General features: G+C 51.2%; 17 protein-coding genes. 6 read left to right on the top strand and 11 right to left on the bottom strand.

From position 1 onward, the window contains the following. Positions 1 to 40: 40 nt before the first annotated feature. The 3 genes from PsAD26_RS11850 to PsAD26_RS11840 are packed head-to-tail and all read right to left on the bottom strand — an operon-like array spanning position 41 to position 3,782. Positions 41 to 829, bottom strand: a complete 789-nt coding sequence (locus tag PsAD26_RS11850) for an enoyl-CoA hydratase-related protein (protein WP_063310588.1) — start codon at positions 827 to 829, stop codon at positions 41 to 43. A 2-nt stretch (positions 830 to 831) separates the two neighbouring features. Next, positions 832 to 2,145 carry a hypothetical protein gene (locus tag PsAD26_RS11845; protein WP_063310587.1) on the bottom strand — a complete coding sequence of 438 codons (1,314 nt, stop codon included), beginning with the start codon at positions 2,143 to 2,145 and terminating at the stop codon, positions 832 to 834. Next, positions 2,145 to 3,782 carry an amino acid adenylation domain-containing protein gene (locus PsAD26_RS11840; RefSeq protein WP_063310586.1) on the bottom strand — a complete coding sequence of 546 codons (1,638 nt, stop codon included), beginning with the start codon at positions 3,780 to 3,782 and terminating at the stop codon, positions 2,145 to 2,147. Before PsAD26_RS11840 ends, PsAD26_RS11845 begins: the two co-directional genes overlap by 1 nt. A 152-nt stretch (positions 3,783 to 3,934) precedes the next feature. Between PsAD26_RS11840 and PsAD26_RS11835 the strand changes: the two genes are divergently transcribed. The 3 genes from PsAD26_RS11835 (at position 3,935) to PsAD26_RS11825 (ending at position 6,227) form a co-directional block, all read left to right on the top strand. Further along, positions 3,935 to 4,756, top strand: coding sequence for a DUF6502 family protein (locus PsAD26_RS11835; protein ID WP_063310585.1), 822 nt, complete (start codon positions 3,935 to 3,937; stop codon positions 4,754 to 4,756). Continuing rightward, on the top strand, positions 4,756 to 5,646 hold the full coding sequence (locus PsAD26_RS11830) for a DUF5666 domain-containing protein (protein WP_063310584.1): 891 nt from the start codon (positions 4,756 to 4,758) through the stop codon (positions 5,644 to 5,646). The genes PsAD26_RS11835 and PsAD26_RS11830 overlap by 1 nt, the downstream gene beginning before the upstream one ends. A 185-nt stretch (positions 5,647 to 5,831) precedes the next feature. Beyond that, complete coding sequence (locus tag PsAD26_RS11825) at positions 5,832 to 6,227, top strand: hypothetical protein (protein WP_063310583.1); 396 nt, start codon at positions 5,832 to 5,834, stop codon at positions 6,225 to 6,227. Between the two features lie 93 nt (positions 6,228 to 6,320). Here PsAD26_RS11825 and PsAD26_RS11820 read toward each other — a convergent pair whose 3' ends face one another. Both PsAD26_RS11820 and PsAD26_RS11815 read right to left on the bottom strand, forming a co-directional pair. Continuing rightward, complete coding sequence (locus PsAD26_RS11820; protein WP_063310582.1) at positions 6,321 to 7,709, bottom strand: NAD(P)(+) transhydrogenase (Re/Si-specific) subunit beta; 1,389 nt, start codon at positions 7,707 to 7,709, stop codon at positions 6,321 to 6,323. 18 nt (positions 7,710 to 7,727) lie between these two features. Continuing rightward, positions 7,728 to 9,296 (bottom strand): Re/Si-specific NAD(P)(+) transhydrogenase subunit alpha, encoded by a 1,569-nt coding sequence (locus PsAD26_RS11815; protein WP_063310581.1) that lies wholly within the window; start codon positions 9,294 to 9,296, stop codon positions 7,728 to 7,730. 886 nt (positions 9,297 to 10,182) lie between these two features. Between PsAD26_RS11815 and PsAD26_RS11810 the strand changes: the two genes are divergently transcribed. Continuing rightward, positions 10,183 to 10,488, top strand: coding sequence for a hypothetical protein (locus tag PsAD26_RS11810; protein WP_063310580.1), 306 nt, complete (start codon positions 10,183 to 10,185; stop codon positions 10,486 to 10,488). Between the two features lie 480 nt (positions 10,489 to 10,968). Here PsAD26_RS11810 and PsAD26_RS11795 read toward each other — a convergent pair whose 3' ends face one another. Further along, positions 10,969 to 11,847: a LysR family transcriptional regulator gene (locus tag PsAD26_RS11795; protein WP_063310577.1), complete on the bottom strand. Its 879-nt coding sequence runs from the start codon at positions 11,845 to 11,847 to the stop codon at positions 10,969 to 10,971. Between the two features lie 128 nt (positions 11,848 to 11,975). On the opposite strand from PsAD26_RS11795, the gene PsAD26_RS11790 reads away from it, so the two are divergent. Further along, complete coding sequence (locus tag PsAD26_RS11790; RefSeq protein WP_063310576.1) at positions 11,976 to 12,593, top strand: NAD(P)H-dependent oxidoreductase; 618 nt, start codon at positions 11,976 to 11,978, stop codon at positions 12,591 to 12,593. Positions 12,594 to 12,664: 71 nt separating this feature from the next. Here PsAD26_RS11790 and PsAD26_RS11785 read toward each other — a convergent pair whose 3' ends face one another. Next, positions 12,665 to 13,018, bottom strand: a complete 354-nt coding sequence (locus tag PsAD26_RS11785; RefSeq protein ID WP_063310575.1) for a RidA family protein — start codon at positions 13,016 to 13,018, stop codon at positions 12,665 to 12,667. A 17-nt stretch (positions 13,019 to 13,035) separates the two neighbouring features. Beyond that, on the bottom strand, positions 13,036 to 14,136 hold the full coding sequence (locus PsAD26_RS11780; protein WP_063310574.1) for an FAD-binding oxidoreductase: 1,101 nt from the start codon (positions 14,134 to 14,136) through the stop codon (positions 13,036 to 13,038). A gap of 694 nt (positions 14,137 to 14,830) precedes the next feature. Here PsAD26_RS11780 and PsAD26_RS11770 point away from each other — a divergent pair. After that, the gene (locus PsAD26_RS11770; RefSeq protein ID WP_063310572.1) at positions 14,831 to 15,814 is read left to right on the top strand and encodes a TRAP transporter substrate-binding protein; all 984 of its coding nucleotides are present in this window, start codon (positions 14,831 to 14,833) and stop codon (positions 15,812 to 15,814) included. A gap of 76 nt (positions 15,815 to 15,890) precedes the next feature. Here PsAD26_RS11770 and PsAD26_RS11765 read toward each other — a convergent pair whose 3' ends face one another. From PsAD26_RS11765 to PsAD26_RS11755, 3 genes are all read right to left on the bottom strand, one after another. Beyond that, positions 15,891 to 16,679 carry a pentapeptide repeat-containing protein gene (locus PsAD26_RS11765; RefSeq protein ID WP_063310571.1) on the bottom strand — a complete coding sequence of 263 codons (789 nt, stop codon included), beginning with the start codon at positions 16,677 to 16,679 and terminating at the stop codon, positions 15,891 to 15,893. A gap of 482 nt (positions 16,680 to 17,161) precedes the next feature. Continuing rightward, entirely contained in the window at positions 17,162 to 18,307 is a 1,146-nt protein-coding gene (locus tag PsAD26_RS11760) for a helix-turn-helix transcriptional regulator (protein ID WP_063310570.1), read from the bottom strand. A 245-nt stretch (positions 18,308 to 18,552) separates the two neighbouring features. Further along, positions 18,553 to 19,701, bottom strand: a complete 1,149-nt coding sequence (locus tag PsAD26_RS11755; RefSeq protein ID WP_208985647.1) for an NnrS family protein — start codon at positions 19,699 to 19,701, stop codon at positions 18,553 to 18,555. Positions 19,702 to 20,078 lie beyond the last annotated feature (377 nt).

Raw genomic sequence — 20,078 nt, 5'->3', positions numbered from 1 at the left:
CCCGGAATGTTCACATGGTATCCGGGCGCCTCTCATTTATTTAAGCATCTTCCAGCTCTGCTTGCTCATTGAAGTTTGGCGGACGCTTTTCTAGGAAGGCGGCCATGCCCTCTTTCTGTGCGGGAGAGCCAAACAAGGCATGGTACATCTGCCGTTCAAAGCGAATGCCATTTTCCAATGAGTTTTCATCCGCCGCATTCACGCAGGCCCGTGCCATCATCGTGATGTCGCGTGCATAGCCAGCAATAGTCTTTGCTGTTTCATTTGCAACGGACATCAGCTCATCTGCAGGGATCTTTCTGCTAATGAGACCCATGTCGTAAGCCTCTTGCGCATCAATCATGCGGCCTGTGAGGATGAGATCCATGGCCCGTGCTTTACCAACCAGCTTGGTCAGACGCTGAGACCCACCAATACCCGGAATACAGCCGATCTTCACTTCCGGTTGGCCGAATCTGGCGGTGTCTGATGCCAAAATAATATCGCACATCATGGCGACCTCACAGCCGCCTCCCAAGGCATAGCCAGAGACCGCCGCAATCTTCGGAATACGAAGCGCAGCAAAACGATCCCATCCGGTGAAGAAGTTGCTGGCGTACATGCTTGCGTAATCCTGCACATTAAGCTCTGCGATATCAGCACCTGCTGCAAAGGCTCGCTCGTTGCCTGTCAGGATAAGACAACCGATGGCAGGATCTGCATCGTATTTGGTCGCAGCGTCCAGCACCTCTTCCAGAACCTGAGAGTTAAGCGCATTCAGAGCCTTTGGGCGATTGAAGCGAATGGTCGCAACGCGCCCTTCGACGGATGTTTCAATAGTTTCATACATGATCAGCTATCCCAGATTGCGCCATAGGCCGGAATGCCGAAGCTTTCCATGTCATGAACAAGTTTGCGGGTCAGTTTCTGGTTGGAAATGACGATGACAGCTTCGGCTCCACTCTCCTCAACCGCTTTCAAAGTTAATGCGGTCAGGTCTGGTTTACCTTGGGAGTCTGTGTCCCAGATCACCGGGTTCTCAGTGCTTGCCTCAATCTCATTAACGAAAGCATCACCATACGTTTTGCGCGGATTACGTGTTGACCAGATTACTTTATTCGGCACTTCGCCTGCGAGCAGATGCGGCACAATTGGACCAATGCCAGAACCAGTCCCAACGTAAACGACCTTCTTGAACAGCACCTCAATACGCGCGACACCAGAGGTGGTGATGCCCTTCACCCAAACATGACTTGGCGGGTTTTCAATAAAGTCTCCGGTCCAATCCCCTGCCCGACTGATGGCGAGGCGATAGCCTGGCTCAGCTGGAGATGGGATATTTGCAAACGCATGATACTCCCCAAATGGAGTGTGACTGATTGCGTTTGAGCTGCCCGGGAATGGCGTATCGCCATAATCGAACTTCGCCAAAACTGCATGGTTGGATGGCTTGACCACATCCACTTTAACGCGTTTCAACGAGAGCCAAGGTGAAACGATGGACAGTGTGATGAGGCAGAGCATCCAGAATGCAGGAGTTTCCATAAGAATGCCGCCAGTATCCTGTGTGATAGAAACAGTCTGTGCCCAAAACAAGCCAAGCACTGTCCAACCAACAAAACGGTGCACCTTCTCAAAGGTGTTGTGATGGCGCGCGCGGAAACCTCCTTGTGCCGTGACGATCAGCAGAACCATCAACGCGACCATTGCCCCACTGAGAGCAAGCGTCCGGTCTGATGGAAGCGTTGCACCTTCAACGCGGTTCGCAACCATGGCGTAAAGCAGGAAGCCAAACCAGATTGTGCCGGACACCGTGCTGCTGGAGTGAAGCCCCCCGAAATGGAACACCTTGCCAGCGCCCCAACGAAGCCACAGCGGCCAGCTGGTTGGAATGCGGGTTGCCAGCCAGAACAAGGCGTTGACCACCCGTTGCTGCCGGATGAGGATGCCAAGAGACAGGTTGATCAGCGCCATATCTGCAATAGCACCAAGAGCAAAGCCAGTTTCTGCAAACCAGCGTCCATCCTGTAAACCTGCGATGAAGACTGCAATGTTGACCACGGCGACCAGCATCACCAGTCGATTGTACTCCATCAAGGATGGATGGCGCGTTATCCGTCGCCAGTTGTAACTGCGAGTTTCAGCAGTTGTTGCTTCAATAGTCATTAATTTAACTCCACACCCTGAGCGTCAATATGGTCTTGTGCCAGCTTCAAAAGCAGGCGCTTGTCCAACTTCCCGCGTGGTGTGCGAGGCAACTCATCCATGGAAAGGATCAGCGTTGGACTACAATAGTAAGGAAGTTTGTCTTTCACGGACTGGGCCGCAGTGTTGGTGCACACATTCGCCGGACTGACGAAGGCAACCAGATTGCGGCTGTCGAACTTGAGCGTTACTGCCTGATCACAGCCTTCCGTTGCTTCCAATGTGTTGGAAACACCGTCCAGTTCCACACGGAAACCACGGATTTTGACCAGATCATCAACCCGCCCAAAATGTACCAACTCACCTGTGTTGGTCCAGCGACCAAGGTCTTTGGTGCGGAACATCATGTGACCGGGACAGAACGGGTCTGGACGATAACGGTCAAGCGTAAGCTCAGGATTGGCGAGGTATCCAGCAGTCACACAATCACCACCAGCCCACATTTCGCCCTTCTCGCCAATGGCAACGGGCCGTAAGTTTTCGTCTAGTACATAGACCGTGTTGTTGGGTGTCGGACGACCTATGGAGAGGATTTCCTTGCCCGGATAATGCGGCTCAGCCGTGTTGATGATAGTGGTTTCTGTTGGGCCACAAGAATTGTAGAAGCGGCAGAAGCTGCTCCATGCGTCTGCAAGTGGTCTTGGGCATGGTTCGCCTGCAACAGCAGCAGTTTGCACTTGCTGGCAACGGCTGTGGTCAAGCGAGTTCAGGATTGACGGTGTTGCAATCAGCACGTCTACCTTTTCGGCTGTTTCCTGAATGCTTTTGCCGCGAATAACCAGCGTAGCGCCGTTTGAAACAGCGCCAAGAGTTTCCCAAGCCGCCATATCAAAGGCGATTGAAAGAATTTGACCCACCCGCAACCCCGGACGCATACCGAGATCACCGGGGCTGGTTTGCAATATGTTGCAGAGGTTTTTATGGGTAACCTGAACGCCATTCGGGACGCCTGTGGTGCCAGAGGTGAACAGGATCATGCACAGATCGTCTGGCTGTGCTTTATGTTGTTCGCCCTCTACTGGCGTGGTCGGCAGAGTTTCATCCTCGATCACATCTTCTATCGCGATGAGAGTTTGCCCTTCGGCGACGGGCACCTGATCTTTAAGGCTGCGCAGCGTTAGGATGACTTCGGCACCAGTCACAGCAGCTATGTGGTTCAATGCCTTTTGTGGCGCAACACCCACATGCTGCGGAATATACGCTGCACCAACGCGTAGGGCTGCAACAATACCAACCAACATTGGAATGGAACGATGCAGGTACAAGCAAACGGCGTCTCCTCTCTTTACGCCGTGCTGTGCCAAAGTGTGAGCGAGCCGGTTAGCGGCTTCATTCAGCTCACCGTAGCTGATTTCCTGGTCTTGATATTCGGCTGCAACGGCATTTGGCTGTGCAGTCATAAAGTGGTTCATTGCGGAAATGATAGTTGGAAAACGTGGAGCGGTTTCTGGTCCCCATCCAAAATCCAGAAAACGTTCCTGATCAAAATCGCTTAATGCCGACAGAAGCGGATTGCGTGGTGCAACTCCTGTCAGTTTTGGCATGGCCGGAAACACTGGCCGAATGTCATTTAGATAATCTGCAGCAATATCCCGCATGGCGAGTCCCTCTTATGGTGATAATCACTGATCCTAAATAATGGGAAAAATTCCCATTTGAGTATAACAAGTGTTCAACTGGCAGTAACGAATTCGTAGGATGAAAAATTCTGGTGTAATGATTAGAGAACTGGACAGCACAGGAAACGGAAATGAGTCCCGAGCAAACAGACCCTTTTGAGACTGCCCTCACAGCGCTCCTTGCCCCACTGGCAAAAGCGATGGTGGCGCGTGGCGTCACAATCGGGCCAGCGACCGAGGCACTAAAACGGGCCCTGCTCCAGGCCGCAATTGAAGAAACTCCCGGCAAGACGACCGATAGCCGTGTCAGCCTTAAAACCGGTATTCACCGCAAAGATGTCAAACGGTTACGATCCGACGAAAACGGCAGTTCTCTCAAGAAATCCGTCAATGCGACGGCTCTGGCGATCAGTTACTGGGCGACGGCCCCAGAGTTTCAAAGCGCAGAAGGAACGCCCCGAAATTTGCCGCGACAAGGCAGTGACAAGGAACCAGGCTTTGATGAGTTGGTTCGCCTTACACGCGCAGATATGGCACCTGGAACCGTGCTTGAGGCACTCATTGAGCAGGGTGTCGTTGCGGAATTAGATGACGGATTTTATCGTTTATTGACTCATGCCCTTTTGCCGACACCTGGAAGCGCAGAGCAAGTTGCCGCCTATCAGGCGACGCTTTCGACCCATTTATCAGCCGCTACCCACAACTTAATTGCCCCTCAGGGAGAAGCTCTCAATTTTGATCGAATCCTGCGCTATTCGCATTTGTCAGAGGAGTCAGTGGAGACTCTGAACAGGTTGACGCAAGAGAAAGCCCAGATGCTTTTGGAAGAAGTCAACGCTCTGGCACGGGAGATGCAAATGAATGATGCGGAACAGACCGCCAATGGCCGTTTTGCCTTTGGGGCCTACGTCCTTCCAAAAAAAAAGCCAAAATCAGATGAGGCTGCTGCGTAATGGTTTGGAGGCACACACTTTCCGCTTTAATTGCATCCACTTTTCTGATCGCTCCAGCTGCAGGCTATGCAGAGGAAGAGCGTGAAGGTGGTATTTTAGGGACAGGCATTGTTGGCACGATTACGCGCCTTGGCAGCATCATTGTAAATGATCAGCGCATCACCTTCCCTCCAGACCTGCTGGTCAAAAATGAACTTGGACCACTGACGGCCTCGCAGTTGGTGCCCGGAGATACTGTCGCTGTTGTTGCAGCCCTGACTGGTGCAAACTGGGAAGCGCAAAGTATCCGCAGAATTGTGCCGATCATTGGCCCGGTTTCTGAGGTGAAGTCGGATGAGGCAGGCAGAACCTTTGAGATTATGGGAACGTTCGTTCACGTACCAGAAGCTATTGCGACCACGGTGAAACAAGGAGATTGGGTGGCAATCAGCGGTCTGTGGCAAGATGAGGACGTGGTTGCAACACGTGTCGAGGTTGTTCCGCCCCGCCAGTCCGCTGTTATCATCGGCAGCAATCTTTCTGTTGGTGCAAGCAATGTTCCCCAAATCGGTAACACGCTGATTGCAGGCATTATTCCGCAACACGTTCAGTCTGGTGATGTTATCCGGGTTACAGGGGTTCCTGAGGCTGGCAGTATCCGTGCGACATCGCTTGAAACCGGCATCTTTGATGGGAAAGTCGGATTGGTTCAGGCAGAAGGTTACTTGTCTCCGCCAAACTCAACCGGCCTTTACACCTTGCTCGGTTCCGGCATGGTAGCTTTCACTGATCAACCTGACATGATCGACGAAACAGCAAAAGTGCTCGTGTGTGGATATGATGGCAAGCTGGGAAGTGACACAACCAAAGCAGCAGACCCTGAACTGCTGGAGAAGCTAGGCTGTCAGTAGTCTGTTGGGAGCGCGTGGTTAAGCGGCTACGCGTTCCTTATCAATATCATATACTTGCGTATATCTACCCCATATAGTTGTGATTGAATAGACATAGAGTCACTGGCTCTTTGCTTCTTTCGTTCCTTCTGCCTAAAAGGTTTGAAAACTGAAGCAACTATAAGTGAACTTGGTGGGGAAATAAGATGATCAAGTATATTGCTGGAGTAGCGTTTTTAGTTGCGGGTCTAAGTACCGCTGCTGCGGAAACGCATTCGCGCGATGTCCCAGCACGCAAAGCGTCTGTTGTTAACGGACATGTCTATTACGATCAAAACCAATGTACGTCAGGCCCAATTGCTCAGGTGAAGGTTAAAGTTGAACCTAAGCATGGAAGCGTACAAATTCGCAGAACAACATATAGCCCACCTAAAGGTAGACGCTGTTACGGAAAGAAGTTCAACGCAGTTGTTGTTGTATATACTCCGGAGAAAGGCTATCGCGGCAAGGATACATTTAAGACCAGCTATTCAATGCCGAAGTATGTTCAAGGTAGTCAAATGAATTACTTTTCAGATACATATAAGATAAACGTAAAATAGATATACGACTTACTTTTTTGTGACGATGAAGAAAAAAAGCCCCGGAACGTGAAGAACGCTCCGGGGCTTTTTGTACATCAATTACGGACCAAACTAGCTGATCTTACCCAGTAGGTTGTTCATAGAGCTCTTCGCATCACCGTAGTACATGCGGGAGTTCTCTTTGTAGAACAGTGGGTTTTCGATACCGGAGTAACCGGTGCCCTGACCACGCTTGGAGATGAACACGTGCTTGGCTTTCCAAACTTCCAGAACTGGCATGCCAGCGATTGGTGAGTTTGGATCTTCCTGAGCAGCTGGGTTCACAATGTCGTTGGCGCCGATGATGATGACAACATCCGTATCAGGGAAGTCATCGTTGATCTCATCCATTTCCAGAACGATATCATAAGGCACTTTCGCTTCAGCGAGCAGCACGTTCATGTGGCCTGGCAGACGGCCTGCAACCGGGTGGATTGCGAAGCGGACGTTTTTGCCTTTTGCACGCAGACGCTTAGTCAGCTCAGAAACAGACTGCTGTGCCTGAGCAACAGCCATGCCGTAACCTGGTACAATCACAACACTATCTGCATCATTGAGTGTTTCAGCTACGAAGTCCGTATCAGTTGGAACCATCTCGCCTTCGATTTCCTGAGCTGGCCCCGTTGTAGTGCCAAAACCGCCCAGAATAACAGAGACAAAGTGACGGTTCATTGCCTTACACATGATGTAAGAGAGGATCGCACCGGAAGAACCAACCAGAGCACCTGTAACGATCAGCAGGTCGTTGCCAAGCAAGAAGCCTGTCGCCGCTGCTGCCCAACCGGAGTAGGAGTTCAGCATGGAAACAACAACGGGCATGTCCGCGCCGCCGATAGCCATAACCATGTGCCAACCGATGAAGAAGGCGATCAGGGTCATCAGGTAGAGCGTCCAGGAACCTGCGTGGTTCATGTACATGAACATCAGGATCACTGCGAGAATGAGCAAGCCTGCGTTGAGAGCATGACGACCCGGCAGCAGAAGTGCCTTACCGCCGACCTTGCCAGCAAGTTTGCCGTAAGCGACGATAGAGCCGGTAAAGGTAATTGCGCCGATGAAGACGCCGATGAAGATTTCAGCTTCATGGATAACCAGCTCCGCGCCTGCCAAACCTGCTGGTGGAGCGATATCAGAGTTGATGCCGATGAACACAGCAGCCAGACCCACGAAGGAGTGCAGAGCAGCCACAAGCTGCGGCATGCCAGTCATTTCAACGCGTTGAGCCACAATCACGCCGGCAGTGGAGCCAACGGTTACAGTCACAAGCAACATGATCAAAACGGCTGGGCTTGTCAGGTCAACGCCTGCACCGAAGACTGTTGCAAGAACAGCCAGTGCCATACCGACGATGCCAAACCAAACAGCGCGTTTTGCGCTTTCCTGATTGGACAGACCGCCCAGAGACAGGATGAAGAGTACGGTTGCCGCAATATAAGCGGCGGTTTGAAGTCCAATAGACATAATGCTTCCCTCCCCCGCTTAAGACTTGTTGAACATCTGGAGCATACGGCGCGTAACCATAAACCCACCAACGATATTGACCGATGCGATCAGCACCGAGATGCCTGCGAGGAACCAGACGATCCAGCTGCCAGAGCCAAGCTGCAGCACGGCGCCCAGAATGATGATGCCGGAGATTGCGTTGGTAACAGCCATAAGCGGTGTATGCAGGGAGTGAGCCACACCCCAGATGACCTGGAAGCCAACAAACACTGCGAGGACAAACACGATGAAGTGTTGCATAAAGCTTTCAGGCGCATAGGCACCTATCAACGCCATAACAGCACCACCGCCAATCAGAAGACCGAGCTGTTTGCGACCGGCAGCTTTGGCAGCCGCAGCCTCTTCAACCGCGAGTTCCTCAGGGGTTTTCTCAGGTGCCTTTGGCTTTTGGGCAGCAATTGCAGCAATCTTCGGCTTTGGTGGCGGGAAGGTGATTTCCCCATCTTTGGTTGCCGTTGCACCGCGGATAACATCGTCTTCCATGTTGATATTGGCCTGACCGTCTTTCTCAGGGGTCAGATCAAACATCATGTGGCGGATGTTGGTCGCGTAAAGCGTGGAGGACTGCGTTGCCATGCGGGATGGGAAGTCAGTGTAGCCGATCACGGTGACGCCGTTGTCGGTTACGATCTTCTCGTCCATCTTGGTCAGTTTACAGTTGCCGCCTTTTTCAGCAGCAAGGTCAACAATCACAGAACCCGGCTTCATGGACTGGACCATGTCTTCGGTCCAGAGCTCAGGCGCATCGCGGCCTGGGATCAGTGCTGTGGTGATGACGATGTCAACACCTGGTGCTAATTCGCGGAATTTCGCCAGCTGCGCTTCGCGGAATTCTGGAGAAGAAACAGAGGCATAGCCGCCAGTGGAGGCGCCGTCCTGCTGCTCTTCCTCAAAGTCCAGATAAACGAACTCAGCGCCCATGGATTCGACCTGTTCAGCCACTTCCGGGCGAACGTCGAACGCAAGGGTGATCGCGCCAAGAGAGGTTGAAGCACCAATTGCGGCAAGACCAGCAACGCCAGCGCCGATGACGAGCACTTTGGCTGGTGGCACTTTACCGGCAGCGGTGATCTGGCCGGTGAAGAAGCGTGGGAAGTTGTTGCCAGCTTCCATAACAGCGCGGTAACCAGCGATGTTGGCCATGGATGACAGAGCATCCATCTTCTGTGCACGTGAGATACGCGGCACCATATCCATCGCCAGCACGTTGACCTTTTTGTCGGCAAACTGCTGAAGAAGCTCACCATTTTGCGCTGGCCAGAAGAAGCTGATGAGGGTTTGTCCCTCGTGTGTCAGTTCCAGTTCAGACGCTTCGGGCGGACGGACTTTGATAACAATATCTGCGGTTTCCCAGAGCGTTTTTGCATCTGCGATAACCTTTACGCCAGCATCTTTATAATCTGTGTCAGAGAAGTTTGCAGCTTCACCGGCGCCGGATTCAATAGCGCACTCATATCCCAGCTTTTGCAGCTGTTGGGCGCTGTCCGGCGTCAACGCGACCCGACGTTCCCCGTCAAGGACTTCCTTGGCAGCCCCTATGATCATGTTCTAACCTCTTGCCTGTTAAATAGGTTTCCAGCAGAAATCGCTCGTTACCAACTGTTCCAATCGTTTTTTTATTCTCGATCCCAGCGTAGGCGCTGGTATCGTTTTTGTGCAATGCACCAAAGGCCCTAAACTTTACCAAACCGACCAAAGGAATCTCTTTGACCAATTTTGCTCGAAAGGCAGGTTAAGCTCCTTTGCGTAAACTGCAAGTCTCTCCTAAAAACTTCGAAAATCCCTTCATCTTTAAAATGGACCTCGTTCAATTCCCAGTAGGGTAAAGCACTATCTGAACGACAGTTGATCACCTTTACCCAAGTGTTTGAGTTCAAACTAAAGAACGAGGTGGATAAGTGAAATTGAATGAATCTCAATATAGTTCACATATATAAGAGCGAAGGTGAGTATAAACCGCATTTCACGCAGATTATCGGGGTTTATACTTGCATTTGCTCTTAGGCCGCGCAGAGGAAAACTATGCCTAAAGTGGGAGATTAACTGAAATATATTTATGTCTCAGTCTGAAGTTACAGGTAGATATACCAGCTTATCACTTTGGCGCATGTGACAACCTGACATAGAAGCTGCCCCTTCACCCATTCACGAAGGCCACTTTCCGCCTTTGCGTTATTCTGTGCGTTTCTTTGCGCGATTTTGCGTTTTCATGCGCTGCTATGGAGAAGCGGCTGAAAACGGACCCAAGGAAGGCGGCGCACCCCACCACCACGGTAAGTTCTCACCACCGTACCCTGATAGGCCTCGCTTTGCTGATGATTGTTCTTTGCATATGTGCTAAGGGCGCCCTTCGCCGAGTTAAAAGACCAACGCTACAGCGCTTCACCGCGCGGGGATAAGTTGGCTTGCTGAGGGGCATAAGACAAATCGGATGATGGATGCTTTACGGTACATCGGAATAATCGTGATTTTCGCTGGAACTGTCTACTCGTTTCACAAGATCCGTCAGAGGCCAGAATACGAAGAGCTGAGAAAGCGCAATCTCGCGCGCAATCTGAATTTCATCTTCCTGCTGCCCGCATTTTGGTACAAGAAAGAGCCTGCGCTGAAGCCAGCCTATGTGAGGCTGGCTAAGATTGGTCTTGTTCATGCGTTTGGCGCCCCGTTTGGGATATTGGGTTATGCTTATCTTCTGGCTTTCATTGAACTCTATATGACTGACCGATTGCCCTTATAAACTCTGATCTAAGAAAGAACTTATCCCCCTCCTCCAAGCATGTGGCATTCTGTTTGAACGGAATGTACTCGAAGAATAGACACTCAAAGATAACTGGTTGCAGGGAGAAAACCAAGAAATGGACGCCGCGCTTTATATTGGCATCTTCCTGATCTGCATCGGCAGCCTCTTCACCTTTTACAAGATTACTCAGAAGCCCGAGTATGACCTGCTGCGAAAACACTCTTTCGGCAGAGGACCATAAGCTCGCTGCCCTCCCTCTCGTTTTCTGGTGCAGGCAGGATTTCACCTATAAGCGCGTTTATGTGAAACTTATCACAATTGGCATTTTATATACGCTTGGCATCCTATTTTTGATTTGGTTCTATGCAACATTGCTTGCGCTTTTAGAGCTTTATGTTGATGGCCATTAATAGACGTGGAGGATAAGAACGTTCTCTTATCGCTGCTGCCATCAGCAGCCCCCCCCCCCCACAGTTCTCACGACAAAACATTCTTGATGCTCTCAAACAGCCATGAAGTTGCTGGGCCCATGCGGGTGTGTTTGAGTTTAATGCATTCGACCGGAGGGCTCCAGAGTTTGTGCTCGAAGCGCAGGTTTACTCTGGCCAAATGGCCGGAAGCGATGGAAGGACTGACCAGATGCTCAGGCAGATAGGCCCAACCAACACCCTGAAGGACGAGCTGGCGGATGGTGTGAAAGCTTGTTGCATACCAGACTTGGGTGGAGAGAGCTGGAAACTGGTCCAGCACACTTCCCTGAGGGCTGCGTAAGAGAAGCTGTCTGTGAGAGAGCAGCTCGTTTGCGCTGACCGTGGCTAGTTTTGAAAGCGGGTAGTCAGGTGCGCTGACAGATACAAAGGGCAGATTGCCAATGAAAACCTGTTCGACCCCTTTTTGAACCATCCCACCGGAAAACATAAGACCGATGTCAGCTGAGCCCTGCGCAACCATACCCGGAATTTCCGGGCTGACGTTGGACATCAAGTCAATCCGCGTGGCGGGAAACTTTGTGCCGAACTCGATCAGAATATTGCTCAGTGAAGGAAGCATAAGCGCATCATCGAGCATAACTCTGACGCTAACTTCATCTCCTGCAAAAATGCTGCTTGCGGCGGAGGTCATGTTGTCCAGCTGCATTAACACCGCGCGGGCGTGCGCCAGCATGCGTTCGCCGTCTTGCGTGAGCTGAGGCTTGCGAGTGGCGCGATCAAAAAGTTCGAAGCCCAGATCAACCTCAAGATTCACAATCGCAGTGCTGACGGCTGATTGTCCTTTACCCAGCACTCGACCCGCCGCCGAAAAACTGCCGGTTTCTGCAGCTGCGATAAACATCTTCAATTGGTCGAGGCTTGGCATAGTGATCTCAATGTATTGATAAAATCGTTAGTTATTAGTTTTGTACCATTCACCTGATCGATTAAGCAACTTGCGCGCCTCCAAAATCAAGGGAGGGCAACTGATTTCATTTGAAAGAGAATTATCTCATGAAAACTCTGTTGCAGATCAATGCAAGCATACAAGAACAGGACTCCCAGTCCTCACAGCTCTCAGACGCAATGACTGATGCCTTGCTTTCCATGTTTACAGGAATCCGGCACATAAAACGGGACTTGAGCAAGGATCCTATCCCTCATCTGGATCAAGGCCTTTTCCAAAGCTTCCATGACCCCAAAGCCGCTGGCACACCTGCTCAACAAGCGGGGCTAGCGCTGTCTGATACGTTGGTTTCTGAGCTAAAAGAGGCTGATTTTATCGTCCTTGGCGTCCCGATGTACAATCTGATGATCCCCTCCACTTTGAAAGCCTGGATTGATTATGTAACGCGTGCCGGACAGACCTTTCAGTTTACTGAGAATGGCCCGATCGGTCTTCTGGAAGGAAAGAAATGCTATATCGCGGTGACGCAGGGCGGCTGCTTTCTTGGCACACCCAATGATCTGGTAACCGCCTACCTGAAGGTAGCGTTGGGCCTGATCGGTATCACAGATATTGAGTTCATTTACGCGCAAGGACTGGCGCTGGGGCCACAAGCTGCGGAAGCCGGTATAAGCGAGGCCCACAAGAAAATCACAAAGATCTCCCAGATCACTCAAGCGGCTTGAGTTCAACTCGGAGATTTTGAACAAAAGGAGAGGAGACCTTACTCCCCTCTCCTCTGTTTGTGCCACTCTAATCAGGCAGCGACTGCGGCTGTGATGAGGATTTCTACTTTGAGGCTGTCTAGGGCGAGTTTGCATTCGCCGCAGGCGCGGGCCGGAGGGTTTTCAGGGTCGACCCATGCGTCCCAGACGGAGTTCATCTCATCAAAGTCAGCAACATTATTCAGCCAGATGGTGGCTTGTAGGATGCGGGACTTGTTGGAACCGGCGTCTTCCAGCAGTTTCTCAATGTTTGCCAGAATAGCGTGGGTCTGGTCAGCAGCGGTTTTGCCGTTGGTGTCGACCTGACCGGAAAGATGCACGATGCCGTTGTAAATGACGGCCTGACTCATGCGTGGGCCTTTGTTTAGACGGGTGATGTCAGACATGGGGTAGTCCTATGCTTTTACGTAAAACGGTGTGGTGAAAGAGCTGCAACGATCTCCTCCGGCAGTTCGGAGGGGCGATTGAGGCAGAGATCTGCGGTGAGGCGGGAAAGAGCCGGGCTGGTTTGAATGCCATAGCCGCCTTGAGCGGCGAGCCAGAAGAAGCCGTCTGCATCCTGTGCAAAGCCGACGACGGGGCTGCGATCTTCAACGAAACTGCGCAAGCCTGCCCAACTGTGCTCCACGCGTGTGACGGGGAAGTTGACGGCATTTTCAAAACGATAAAGCCCTTCTGCGAGCACCATGTCGTCGACGAAGGCGTCATGCGGCTCTACAGGGTCGGCATCTACAGGAGAGACAAGCAGTTTGCCTGCTTCCGGCTTGGCGTAAAACGGTTCTGCTGCACCTTCAAACAAGGGCCAGTTGCTGCTGTCGACACCTTCCGGCAAAGGCAGGATTGCTGCCGTTCTGCGTTTGGGGGTGAGCCCAATTGTTTTAAGGCCGGCAAGTTCGGCAATTTTATCAGCCCATGCTCCCGCAGCGTTGATCAGAACAGGGGCGCAAAACACGCCTTTGGGTGTGGTGACCTGCCAAAGCCCATCTTGCCGTTCAATCTGAGTGGCAGGTGCTGAGAGGATGATCTCTCCACCACGGGATTTGAAGAGGCGGGCGTAGCCCTGAAACAGGCGGTCCACGTCAATGTCCAATGCGTTGGGCTCGTAAAGCGCGGAGCAGACTTTCTCCGGGGCGAGGATTGGAACCATGGCGAGGGCTTCTTCAGCGCTGCGTGTCTCCAACCCCTCTGCGTCTTCCTCGTAGGTTTCCAGCTGGTCTTCCTTGCCCTCTTCGGCCAGCATCAAAAGCCCGCGGCGCGTGAGCACGGACCCGTCACAGATGCCTTGCGGGTTCATGAGCGTAGGTTCTGAAGCAGCGTTTAAGGCACGGATGACGGCATTGCCGTAGTTGCGAATGAAGATTGCGGCAGAGCGGCCTGTGGAGTGGTGGCCGATCACATCTTCCATCTCCAGCACAATGGTTTTTGCGTTTTCTGCCAGTTGAGAGGCCGCACTGATGCCAGCGATGCCGCCGCCGATAATCAGAAAATCACAGTGCTGTGCCATGTCAAACCTCGCAAATACAAAAAGCAAAGCTGATATATCTAGCAAAGGGCGCGGCGATGCGAGGAAAAACCGATCTTACGCACTTTTATATTGTTCCCATAACAATGTCTGGAACGCGGATTTTCACTTGGTTGAGATGGTTTTGGATATTGGTCGGCCAATTTTGAGAGAGCAAAGAACTGCCAAAAAATGCGAATCTCTCTGGATGCAGAGTGGGTGTTGTTCTGAAGTTTTAAATATTTGGTCGACCTATTGGAAGATTTTTGGTCGAAAGGTCGGACATTATCTGCGATCGGCTGTCAATGCGCTCCAACTAGTATACTTAAATGTAAATTTCCGGCAAATATAGCATTGGATATAGCTTTAAAATAAAGAGAGTGGTTACTGCGAGGGCTGCTCGATATAAGTTGATACTATTATTATTATTACTCAGAAAGTGCCATTAAATCACGCTTTTTGTAAAGATTATGTGACTTGCATCATCTATGGTTTTCTTTTCAGGGTACATTCCGTGAGGCGTGACCAATTGTCAGTGCCAACACCTAGAATTGATATTTTGGTTGACCTTTTTGTGAAATTGGTCAGAAATACGGGCAAGAGATGTCGCCGGAGGGAAGATCGGCTCATTTCGATAAATCGGGAATTCCATACCAGGCGCCTCTTGTCTGTGTACTTCAAGGGAGAATTTAGAAGAATGTTCCGCAAGTCTCATTTTATTGGTGCTGTGCTTACATCTGCTCTTATGGTGGGCGCTACTGTTGCAGAAGCAAAGACCTTGAAGGTCAGCCATAACCTGCCGACTGACAACCCGGCACATATCTCTCTGGAGTTCATGGCAAAGCGCGTTAAAGAGCTTTCCGGCGGCGATGTTAAAATGCGCATTTTCGCCAATGCACAGCTTGGCACACAGCGTGAATCCGTTGAACTGATGCAGAACGGCCTTTTGGACATGGCCCGTTCCAACGCAGCAGAAATGGAAGCTTTTGAACCATCCTACTCCGCGTTGACCCTGCCATACATCTTTGAGAGTGAAGACCACTATTACAAAGTGTTGACCTCAGATGTTGCTGAAGACGTCTTCATGGCTTCCAAAGACAAGGGCTTTGTTGGTCTGGCCTTTATGGTAGACGGTTCCCGCTCTTTCTACGCAAACAAAGCCATCAACAGCCCAGCTGATCTGAAGGGTATGAAGATCCGCGTGCAGCCTTCCCCATCCGCAATCCAGATGGTTGAACTACTCGGCGGCGCGCCAACCCCGATCTCCTTCGGTGAGCTCTACTCTGCGCTGCAGCAGGGCGTGGTTGACGGTGCTGAAAACAACCCGCAGGCACTTGTTGATGTGCGCCACGGCGAAGTTGCAAAAGTATACTCCCGCGATGAGCACACCATGATCCCAGGCGTTCTGATGGTCTCCACTAAAGTGTGGGATGGTTTGGACGGCGATGATCAAAAAGCGCTGAAAACAGCTGCTCGTGAAATGATGGATTTCCACCGCGACCTTTACAACAAGCAGACCCTTGAAGCGATCGAAGCTGCAAAAACCAAGCTTGAAGTTGAGTTTGTTGAAGTTGAAAAAGGTCCGTTCATCAGTGCGGTTCTGCCAATGCACGATGCGCTTTCAGAAAAGTCACCTAAACTGGCTGATCTGGTCGCACGCATCAAAGGCCTTGCGAAATAAGTAAAACACTCTCCGGGCAATGACCTTAAACCTCGCCTTCTTGGAGGCGGGGTTTTTGTATGGAAAAGACTGCTTTTTAGTCCGGCTCAACCTTGATACCGAGACCCTGCAAAAGCAGATGTTGCTGGCTGGCCGAAATCAACATGCCGCGGTATCCGCGCAAGGTTGTTAAGAAGAGCGCACCAAGGTTCGTACCTCTTAAATCCGCATAGGTGAGATCCAGACCTTCCGTCTCCGCATCAGAGAGCGTGCTGCGCTTCAGGTCTGCATTTGTCAGGTTCGTGTTGGACAGATTGCTGCTGGTCAGATCACAGTCAGTCAGAATGCACTCCTCCAGATCCAGATCAGACAGGGTTGCATAGTTCAGCTGGCAGTCTGTGAATGTAGCGCGCGTCTTCAGGGCCCGTTTGCCCGCAACCTTGCCAAAGTCACAGCCCTCCAGTGAAGCGCCCGTCAATCGGGAATTTTGGAAGGCAATGCAGAACATTTGCGAATAGGGGAAGGTGGTAAGGCGCAGGTCGCAGTTGTGAAACTCCACATTGCTCAGGTCCGCATGCCGAAAGCACCCGCCTGCCCGTGTGTCGGCATAATAAAAACTGCAATTTTCAAACTTCGCATCTCTTAGATCGCAGCTTTTGAAGGTGCTGGCCGGGAACTGGGAGTCCTTCCAGCTGCTTTCACGAAAATCTACGGCATTGAAGTCGCAGCCGGGCTCAAAACTGCAATTGAAAAACTGCGCGTCCCGCAGGTCTTTGCCTTCAAGCCATGTCGCTTCCAACTCCGCATCGATAATTGGTCTGCCAGATTCCAAAAGAGCAGAGAATGTTTCAAAGGTGAGAGCAGCGGAAATATCTGAGGATGTCATGTGAGCACCGTGATGAACGAAGAGATACCCACTGTGCCATGTGCAGTGTGAGCGTTCAATCGGGCAGGTTCAATTAGGCAAGAAAAGACCGGCGTCGCCTTTTGAAATATGGAAGGCTAAGCCGGCTAGGCAATAATTTGCAACAATACAAGCGGCTCATTTCCCAAGCAAACGAACCACCAAACAGCAAACTTAAGGACCGAATTGCGGTTGAAGGTATGCCTTCTGTGCCAAGACTGCCTCCGAAAACCTGTGCTCCCGACGCCTCTTGTTTGCTGAGTTAAATTTACTCAGAATTTTTCGAGGTGACTTGATGCAATTGCACTAATTTTCTGCAGAAAAAGACAAAACTCTAAAATTGGCTGATAACGCTCTGATATATCTAATAAAAATATCAGATTATTTTCCTCTCCGATATGTCGGGTGCATGAAATTGAGGGGGCAGGTTTAGGCGACTGAGGGAAATCCCTGAAGGGATTGTATTAGGTCTGCCACGGATAACGCGAGAGTGTCGTCATCACCAGTCGCACGATCTCGGTTTGTGAGCCAACATCCAGCCGGCGAGACACATTGGCGATGTGGTTTCGTGCGGTATTGTAAGAAATGCCGAGTTGCTCAGCAGCGTCTCGTGTTGACGCTCCATTGGTCAGCGCCTTCACGACCTCGGTTTCTTTCGGGGTGAGATTCAGAAGATGGCTGATCATTTTGTCCGGCACTTCGGCAAAATCGGTCGGATCAAACACCATCAAAAGGCAGTATTTTGGTCTGGCCAAAAAATGCGAAAGATAGTCTGGAGCGTCCTTTTGGGTCTCGATAGGCTGGATGAAGACCAGTGTGTTCGGACCAAACTCATTACGGATGATAACCGGAGACGGCAGGGTGTGCGTGTAAATGGACTGTCTGACTGCGCTTTCCAATGCGCTGGCCTCATCTACTGCCTTGGCAGAGAGCCGCATGTAACGCCCAAGCTGCAAGTTGGTATGTTTGCTCAGCAGCTTTTCTGCGCGCCCGTTCATCACCTGCACGCTGCTGTTTTCATCAACCACGAGAGCGCTGAAGGGCATCTGCTCCAACCAGAACTTGCCTAATGCCTTGGTGGGGGCAACTGCCTCACGCATGCGACGCTGCAAAGCCAGCTGAAAAGCATTGCGGAAATACGGCTGCAAGAACTTCACTTCCTCAAAAAGCTGGTCTTCGTCATGTTCTGAGACGGCATAGGGAAGCGAAATGTTGATGTAAGAGCACAGACCGTTTTGACGATCGATCATTAGCGTAATTGCGCGGTCGATGTTTTGGTTGGGCTCAATGAAATTGCCAACATAATCCGCGTGAATGTCTTCCTTACGGAAATGCCGATGCGGACGGCAGGGCTCTTCAATATCAACCCGCTTTAAAACGGAGGGCAGTGGATTCAGCTGAGCTACGGGCGCAAAACTGTCATGGAACGCCTGCCCCACATTCAAAACCTTGCGATAGTCATAGTGACGGTCTGCCAGGCTTTGCACATTGATGGCAAAGGGAAACTCTGAGTACTTTGTCTGCAGTTGCTTCAACGCATTTTCCAGCGGCTCTTCATTCATGAAGGTCCGGAAGATGTCGCTGATACTTTGATCAAGGAGCGGTGTCATAATCAATGGTCTGCAATAGGGCTCGAAAGGAGTGGTACAGAGCGGTAATCAAAGATCTCTAATAAAGAAACCGCTTAAGTATTGAGCTGGCAGACGGGTTAAATCAAGTAAGTTGACCGTTTGGTCTAAAAAGAAATTGACGTTGCGATATATCAGCAACAGTGCATAGGTATATATGAGAATATTCTGAATAAAGATGTGTGCTTGAATACAGGAAAGGCCCGGAAAACCGGGCCTTTGTGATGTCAGAAGATTGTATTTGGCCGGGTGACAATGCCCCAGTATCTAATAGTAAATAAGCCAAATGCACCGACCCAGCACAGGGCTGAAAGCCCCAGAACCATGAAATATCCCTGCGGATATAGAAGAATACCAAACACCCGCACCGCTGCACTCATGACAATGAGATAGTAGATTGCAATCTCAACCCATGTTGGCTGGAGTGGTCTGCCGGAGTGACCCAGCGCACTGCGTGTCATCATGGCCAGCATCATACCGGCGATGGAACCAACGGTAATCGCGTGGATGGCCAGCACTTGATCCCATGGTGCATCCAGCAGAGCCCCTGCCCGCAACAACAATGCAATTGGTAGCCAAGCGTAGGAGACCGGTAGGATCCAGAGGATCGGTTTGCCCCATGTGATCTGAGGGCGCCACAGGCCCATCTTCACAATGTGCAGCCCGGCGAGCACCAGCAAGCCCACCGCACGCAGCGTTGCGGCTTCGTAGCTCATGCCAAAATAGATGTCGCTGACCAATAGCAGAACCATGCCAAGACCAATTGCATCTTCAAGGCGCTGGTTGCGCACTGCGCGTTTCACGCCGAGGGCATTGTTGGTGAAGAGCGGGATGATACGCCCGCCAATGACGGTTACAAAGATCGCGAAGACATCAACTGCCCAGAGGAACACATCGGCAGAGTCATAATTGATGAGATCCAGCGCAATGGCGTGGAACAGACCGTTTGCCACCGCCAGCACCAGCAGCAAAGCCACCGCGAAGTAGTTGCGTTTGTTTTTCGCCTGATACAACGGAATTGCGATGCCAAGAGCGGCAAGAGGCAGGAAGAGAAGATCAAGAATTTGTCCCAGTGACCCAAGTGGTCCGCCGCCCACAAACAAGAGCACGCGCGCCGCCAGCCATAAGGCAAGCAATCCACCCAAAACCATGCCATTCGGAGTGCGTCGGCCCGTCCAGTTTTGAACGGCGGTGTAAAGGAAGCCGATGAGAATGGCGACCGCGAAGCCGAAGATCAGCTCATGAGAGTGCCATAACACGCCTTCGAGCGGGCCGTTGATCTCGACAAACCCGATGATGGAGGCAACCCAAAGCGGAACGCTGATGGCCGCATACGCTGCACCAACAATATAGAATGGACGAAAGCCGAGGGACAAAAATGCTTCCCAGGAGAAAGCTGTGCTCGCGCTGGGAGGCTTCGGCATAGTTTGTGTTTGCTGCATGTGTCAGGTCTCGGTCGGCGAAGGATTAGCCTTCGCTCATTTTCTTATCAAGGCACAGGAAACGCATTCGACCAGAAGTGATGGAGCGATGGTCGAACTTCTCCACTTATCACCCCTTATAAACATGAAACTAATACTCATATTTGTGGAATGTCAAATAATTCTAAATTAGCCTCTCAAACCGGCCTGCAAGCAAGACGTAAGGTACTGATTTCAGAGAGAGGGCGGTCGTGCGCAAACAGTTGCGGGTAAGTTGAAATGTGAGAGGTTCTGCCGGATTTTTGCCTTGTTCTGCCACGAGTCTGGCAACT

This window comes from Pseudovibrio sp. Ad26 (genome assembly GCF_001623285.1).
GTDB classification, from domain to species: Bacteria; Pseudomonadota; Alphaproteobacteria; order Rhizobiales; family Stappiaceae; genus Pseudovibrio; species Pseudovibrio ascidiaceicola.
The sequence above is the reverse complement of the archived record's forward strand: the minus strand, read 5'-3'. Positions and strand labels throughout refer to the sequence as shown.